At 42.1% G+C, this 6,946-nt stretch carries 2 protein-coding genes; one reads left to right on the top strand and one right to left on the bottom strand.

Annotation, left to right across the window (positions count from 1 at the left end):
* Positions 1-446 precede the first annotated feature (446 nt).
* Positions 447-4,901 carry a DUF7149 domain-containing protein gene (locus tag MMU07_RS02325; RefSeq protein WP_241124216.1) on the bottom strand — a complete coding sequence of 1,485 codons (4,455 nt, stop codon included), beginning with the start codon at positions 4,899-4,901 and terminating at the stop codon, positions 447-449.
* A 521-nt stretch (positions 4,902-5,422) separates the two neighbouring features.
* On the opposite strand from MMU07_RS02325, the gene MMU07_RS02320 reads away from it, so the two are divergent.
* Positions 5,423-6,796 carry a serine hydrolase domain-containing protein gene (locus MMU07_RS02320; RefSeq protein ID WP_241124215.1) on the top strand — a complete coding sequence of 458 codons (1,374 nt, stop codon included), beginning with the start codon at positions 5,423-5,425 and terminating at the stop codon, positions 6,794-6,796.
* Positions 6,797-6,946 lie beyond the last annotated feature (150 nt).

Genomic DNA, 6,946 nt, shown 5'->3' with positions numbered 1-6,946 from the left:
TCGCAGCTTGATTCATCAGGAAAATTTTGCATGAATTGTAGTATGGTCATAATGTTTCATATTTTAGTACAAGAAACAACCACTATACTTCAACCACAAATTATTGACACTTATTGTCAAATTTTGTCACGTGCATTCATGCGGATACACATATAAAATAAAAAAGCAAAGGATCACTTTCAGGTCTTTCCAATCATAAAATCTTTCATAATCATATGCTTTGGAAAATAAGTTTTGGAAAACAAAATATAGACTTTCACGCAGTTTCTGATCCTTTATTGCTAAACAGGAATTGACCAATCTCAATTTGAAGGATATATTTTGAACCGAAATTTCATCAAAACCTTCTACAGACTTCAAGTAATCCAAATCAGCATCAAAATGTCTATCAAAAAATGGGTAGTACTCAGGAAATAATTGTTTCTCCAGATCATTTAGATTAATCTTCATCCTTCACCCCCTTCCACTATCCTAATCTCCTCTTCCGTCAAGTCATAAAGCTGATAAACCAATTGGTCGATTTGGTTTTCAAAGTCGGTGGTGTCGGCGTTTGGGTTTTGTTTTTTCAATTCAATAATTTCTGTAACCAAGCTTTCTAAACTATCTGTTTTGATAATTGGTATTTGGGCTAGATATTGACGAATAAATCTTAAATACCCGCCACGGATAGTTTGAGTTAGGTTTGAGTAAAAGAATAATGTCAAACGAGAATTAAGAATTCCCAAATCAGACTTTGATAGTCCTGGAATAATATATGCAGTATTGACTGAATAATATCCTTCGGTTTCATCCATTAGAGCCTCACATTTAAGGGAAATATCCGGTAACATTACTTTGGGTTTTTCAAACTCATTATAATAATCGCAGGCTCTAAGTTCCCACCAAAAATCACCTTTATCAGTCCTTTTTTCAGCATTGGCTTTAAATGGATAAAGGTGTCTTGCAATTGCAGGATAGGTCTTTTTAATCCATTCCCAAGCATCATCAAAAGGCATATCTCCATATCTTGCAGGAGGTTCACTTACATAAAATGGACTTGATGGAGGTAAGTTTCTTTTAATTGTAAATCCCTTTGGAAATAGAATCAGAAACTTATCCGCCTCAGGTGTCTGATAACGTTTTATATCCCTTCCTGCCAAAAATGGTTTGATTACTTCTGCACTTTTAGAATGGTCTGCAATTAATCTTTCTTTGGTTTCTTTATCAATTACAAAAGCTTCATTATACCCTGTTTTTATCCCATAAAAAATCTTACCATTAACGTATTGGCTTAACGGAACACCCTTACTTCTGATTTTTGCAAGTAGTGATTGATTCTTAGAGTTAGAGAGTGACCATCCATCAGGTAAAAGTTCTTTAATATTTATTTCAATTCTGTTCTCCTTGATATAATTTTCAAGACCAAATTCAAATTTCAACGTGCCAACTTTGCAGGCTGGAAAGAGATCAATTGGAGCTCCATTTTTTAATTGAATTATATTGGGATAAGTTATTGCCTCTTCAAAAACAGGTAAATCCCCAAAGTCAATTAAATAATGGATGTGTTGGTTGGCAATGAACTCTCGAAGCTTTCTTCCATAACCTGCTCTCATCCATTTATTTGGAATGATGAAAGCAAATTCCCCATCTTGCTTCAATAACCTCATCGATAGTTCAACAAAATATACAAACAGGTCTGCAGTCCCTTGACCTGTTTCATTAAACGCGGATAACAAATATGTTTTCATATCAGAAAACTCTTCTTGCCTGATATATGGCGGATTCCCGATCACCACATCAAACCCCACAAAGTCCCCTTCCTCATTCAATACCTCAGGGAATTCAAACCTCCATTCAAAGGCATTTTCAAAGATCTTGTTGGCTTTGATCTCTTCGATTTCGGTTTCTAGTTTGTTGAGGGATTCTTCCAGTTTCTCTACTTTAGCAAGGCGTTCTTTCTTTTGTTTTGGGCTTTCTTCGAAAAGGCCCTGCTGCATGGTAAGGTTATAGAGTTCCCCGGCCATCTGTGCTTTGCGCTTGAGTTTGGGGTCGTTTTTGGTGATTTCAGAGCGGAAGTCTGACTTGATGTCAGCGATCAGCCTTTCCATTTCCCGCTTCTGTTCTTTGTTTTCGGCGTTCCGGTAGGTATCGACGGCGATGCGGTAGCTGTCTATAGACCACTTGCTTTTCTTCAGTGCCTGCCTCAGGTCTGCATCGATCGCAAAGCGGCTGACGAGGGAGTTGCCGCACTTGATGTTGATATCGATGTTGGGAAGGGTTTCGAGTTCGGTGGGGTTTTTATAGTAGGCGTTTTTCAGCAGTTCTATCCAAAGACGGAGACGGCAGATTTTGACAGAGTTGGTATTGATATCGACACCAAAGAGGCAGTTTTCGATGATCGTCTGCTTTTCATGGAAGAGGGTTTCTTGGATACGTTGGCTTTCCTTGTGGTTAGGCTTGTATTCATATAACTCCCCTTCCTCGTCAGTGACGGTCAGTTCGTCGTTGACGACTTCGACTTGGTATTCTTTCAGGCGCTTTCCGTCCCGGTCGAGGAGGATTTTGAGGTCGTTTTTGACAGCAATCATTTCATTGAGTGCCGATACCAAGAAGTGTCCCGAACCCACGGCAGGGTCACAGATTTTGATGCTGTTGACGATATTGTTGGCTTCTTGGTAGGAAAATACACCGCCCGGACCAATGAAGTCATAGAGGTCGTTGAAGTTTTTTAATTGTATACCCTCAACTCTGGCGGCTCTTCCTTTATAATCACCCTCACCCCTGGCCCCTCTCCCAAAGGAGAGGGGGGATGCGCCTTCCTCGTCTGTCCCAAGGGAGAGGGGGGGAAGAGATTTGGTGTTAGCAAATTCACGGATGGTTTCAAGGACTTTTTCTGTTTCCCAAAGAACTTCCTGATTGCTGAATCGGATTATTTTTATTCCCAATTCTGTCAGTTCATATGTTCTTCCCTCATCATATTCTTTTTGATCCTGAGAATTATGGTAGTCGCCGTCTAACTCAAGCCCAAGCCGTAATTCATCACAGAAAAAATCCAGGATAAATTTCTGGGCCACGGGATGCTGTCTTCTGAATTTATATCCAAGAAATCTCCGATTTCGAAGGAGATTCCACATAAAATCTTCTGCAGGGGTTTCATTTTTTCTCATCTCCCTTGCATGTTCCAAAAGCTCAGGATTTATCTTTTGCCCCTGAAGTTCAATTCTGGGTTCATCCCCAACCCCTCTCCCTCGGGGAGAGGGGCCAGGGGTGAGGGTGTTGAGTTCTCCTATTCCTTTTGCAGAGGGGCCAGGGGTGAGGGCGTTAGAAGAATCCCCATCTTTTACATTACGGCCAGGAGTGAGGGCATTTAATGCTTCGTTAAACTTCTGCACGACAGCCTTTCGGATGGTCTCCCGGCACATGTACATCGTGATAAAGCCCGGGGTGAAAAAGGAACCGTCCTTGTATCCGTTGATCTTCTCGAATATCAGACCGAGCACCGATGCATTGATAAGCGTTTTGTTGTCCTCCTGTATCTCTTCCGAGCCTTCGCTGCTGAAGTCATAGGCATCCAAGAACGCAAAAAGGTATTCCAAAACAGGCATGTTTCCTGTGCGCTTTTTGCCTTGCTTGTCTTTGAGAACGGTAGAGGCGATGACAGGAATGGACTTGGTGTCCTTCAGGTTGGAAATAAATAAAGTAACCTGCTCCATGTCCGTCGGCTCAAAAAGCGAGGAATTGAGGTAGGGTAATTTCTCAAAGACCTTTTTGACATCCTCATTCCGGTCCTCATGCTTCCTTGCTAAGACCTGAAAGAAGAGGCTGTTCAGGTCGTCATAGCTTTTGATCTTGTCAAGGTTGAGAAAGGAATATGCCTTGTCTCCTTTATGGTAAGTGATCAATTGTGCTTCGAGCAGTTTCAGGAATAAAATCCTGTTGATCCAAGTGATGGAGAGCTCGAGGGCGACATTGAAAAGCCGCTCTTGGCTCGTGCTTCCGTATTGGCTTGGTTTGTCAAGCCGGCTCAGTTTGTCAAGGCTGTCGAGTTGGATGATGGCATCTTCGAGGATCGTGCCAGAGTGTCTTTCCCCCACATTGTTGCGGCCGATGAGTTTTTTGCCTCCTTCTTTGGTCTCCGTGAGTCCGATGATGTGGAGCAGTTCGGCGTAGAAGCGCTTGTCAAGGCTGTTGCTGTCGTTGGTAAAAGGGAGTTTGAGAAGGTGTTCGGGTGACAGGAGTTTGAAGAGCGCGATGAGTTTGTTGTCGTCCTGTTTGTCCTCGTTTCTCAGGGGTCTTTGGTAATCCTGAATATTGAAATAGGTAAATTCTATTTCTGATTTGATGTCGGCGATGTAAGGTTCGGCAATCTTTTTGTAGAAAAAGTCTGTCTTTACTTCTGCCAGTCTTCCATCCTCAAAATCCTGGAATCTCTGCACAAAGCTTTTGTTTTGGGCAAAAAGCCTGTCGAAAAGCGTGGCATCAAAGATGAACCATTCGTTGATATTGGTGACCACAAGGTGTTTTACTTCCAGATTTTTGTGGGTAATTCTTTCCCTAAGATAGTAAAGGACCAATTCCTGAAATGCTTTTGCGTTCAGCTTTTCAGTCGTCACCATTTCAGATTTGTTGGTCGGCTTTTTGGCCTCGATGATCACGGCCACAGGGGTATTGGCCTGACTGCCGTTGTGGATGACAAGGTCATTGCGGCCTTTGGTATTGATAAAGTGGTTTTGCTTGTAGTAAGTATCCTTGAGAAAGTCCGAAACGAGATTCTTGTGAAACTCTTCCGTTTCGGTGTCATTGGTCCTGTCGAGGAGTGTAATGAGGTTGGCTTTGAAACCTTCAATTTCAATCCTGTTGGGTTTTACTTTCAAAAAAGCTTTGTTGAGCGCCTTCTTTGGTTTCAATTCTCTTAAAATCATCTACAAAGTATGTTTACTTTTTCAGGGGATTAAGATAAGTTTTTAAGGTGGAAAGGCATTATAGACTTAGGACAATTCTGAATTAAAAAGTTAAAATTTTGAATTCTTTGCGACCATTGCTATCAAAGGATTAAGAATGATAAGATTTCTCTCTACGTTCGAAATGACAAGGGGAAGTTTTTTCCTGTTTTCATTCTTGTTTTTGATGCTCCCGTCCTTGTGCTCTGCCTCCTCCAAGGTATAAGAATAGAAACCCTTTGCCCCCCTTTGCGAAACCTTTGCGTGCATTGCAGTTAAAGATTATGGAATGTTTGTGGAGACACAAACATTGGCGAAGGAAGCAGGATAACAATCCCTCCTCCTCCTGACCATTTCCTTTGCGCTCTCAGCGTCCTGTGGTAAAAAATCAATACCCTTTGCCCCCTTTGCGAAACCTTAGCGGACATTGGGGTAAAAAAAATACAATCAGAAATAATAAAACCTTTAAATTTCCGGAAACAAAAAAGACCCAAACCAACCCAATGAAAAAGAAAATCCTTTATTCCTTCCTTTTGATCCTTTTGGCAGGCTTAGGCTATGGGATCAACTATGCCTGGAAATCCTTCCCGCTTGTCAGTTCCTATGGATCCAAGATCATGTGCAGTTGTATTTTCCTTGCCGATCGGGACGAAAATTCGGTGATGAGCCAAGAATTGAAGGCATTCCCGATTAGCTTGGGGGATTTTGAAGTGGACAGGGAAGGACAAAAAGTTACTGGAAGTGTATTTGGACTGGCCAAAAGGGTAGCCATCTACCGAGAAGGACAGGGCTGTACTTTGTTGTCCGGAATGGATGAAGCGGAAGTCAGAAGCCAGACATATTATGAAGTGCCCAAGCCTAATTGGAATCAGGATACCGTGAGTTGGCCAAACGGCAACAGGCTCAACGATTCCATCCTAAACCTGCCTCAATACCGGAAGATCCAGGATTTGATTGATATTGAATTTGAAGATTCTGTCAAGAAGAGCCATTTGACCCACATGATTGTAGTCCTGCACAAAGGCCAATTGGTAGCTGAAGGCTACGGCAATGACCATGATATCAACACAAAACATACAAGTTGGTCTATGGGAAAAAGTATCATCAGCAACTTGGTGGGTTTGCAGGTAGACAGGGGAGTCTTAAGTTTGGATCAGAAGGGCTTACTTCCCGAATGGTCAGATGAAAGAAAAGCCATAAGCCTCAAAAACATGCTTCAGGCCACCAACGGTCTAGATTGGGTGGAAGATTACGGCGGTGTTTCAGATGCGACGAATATGCTTTTTCTTAAACCCGATGCAGCAGCCATCGCTGCCTCCAAACCGCTCAAATACGAACCCGGAACATACTTTTACTATTCCAGCGGCACCACGAATATTGTTTCCAAGATCCTGCGCAACCAACTTGGCGAAGAAAATTACCAGCGTCTGCCTTATGAAGGGATGTTTTACAAAATAGGCATGCACAATACCATCATGGAAAAAGATGCCTCCGGCACCTTCGTGGGTTCTTCCTTTGTATTTGCCCCGGGGAGGGATTTTGCGAGATTGGGTTTGCTGATGTTGGGCAAAGGCAACTGGCTTGGCGAGCAGATCCTATCGGAAGATTGGGTGAAATTTGCCACCACCCCTGCCACTGCGGCACCTATGGGAGAATATGGCGCACAGTGGTGGCTCAACGCCGGCAATCCAAGCATTACTGATGAGAAGAAATTTCCAAGTCTACCCAATGATGCTTTTTATGCAGGGGGATTTGAAGGGCAGTGGATTTTGGTCATTCCATCACAAGATTTGGTGATCGTCCGTCTTGGTTTTACCCCGAAAGGAGAATTCAGTATGGATGATTTTGCTTCAGATGTGATTGATTTACTTCCTTGAATTGAAAATGGAGTTGAACTAAAAATAAATATTTATGGATTTAAGATTTGTTTAATTCCTAATTCATTTGCATAACGTTCAACGTGATATCAAACCAAAATTGTTGGCAGTATTGTATTTTAGAGAATTGGAAAAATAATTGAATCCAAT

The organism is Cognataquiflexum nitidum (genome assembly GCF_022538055.1).
GTDB lineage: Bacteria > Bacteroidota > Bacteroidia > Cytophagales > Cyclobacteriaceae > Cognataquiflexum > Cognataquiflexum nitidum.
This window is presented reverse-complemented; position numbering and strand designations above follow the sequence as displayed.

What these genes read in the sequence shown, in the direction of transcription:
- MMU07_RS02325 (WP_241124216.1), bottom strand. Translation starts at nt 4,901, where the DNA reads ATGATTTTAAGAGAATTGAAACCAAAGAAGGCGCTCAACAAAGCTTTT.
- MMU07_RS02320 (WP_241124215.1), top strand. Translation starts at nt 5,423, where the DNA reads ATGAAAAAGAAAATCCTTTATTCCTTCCTTTTGATCCTTTTGGCAGGC.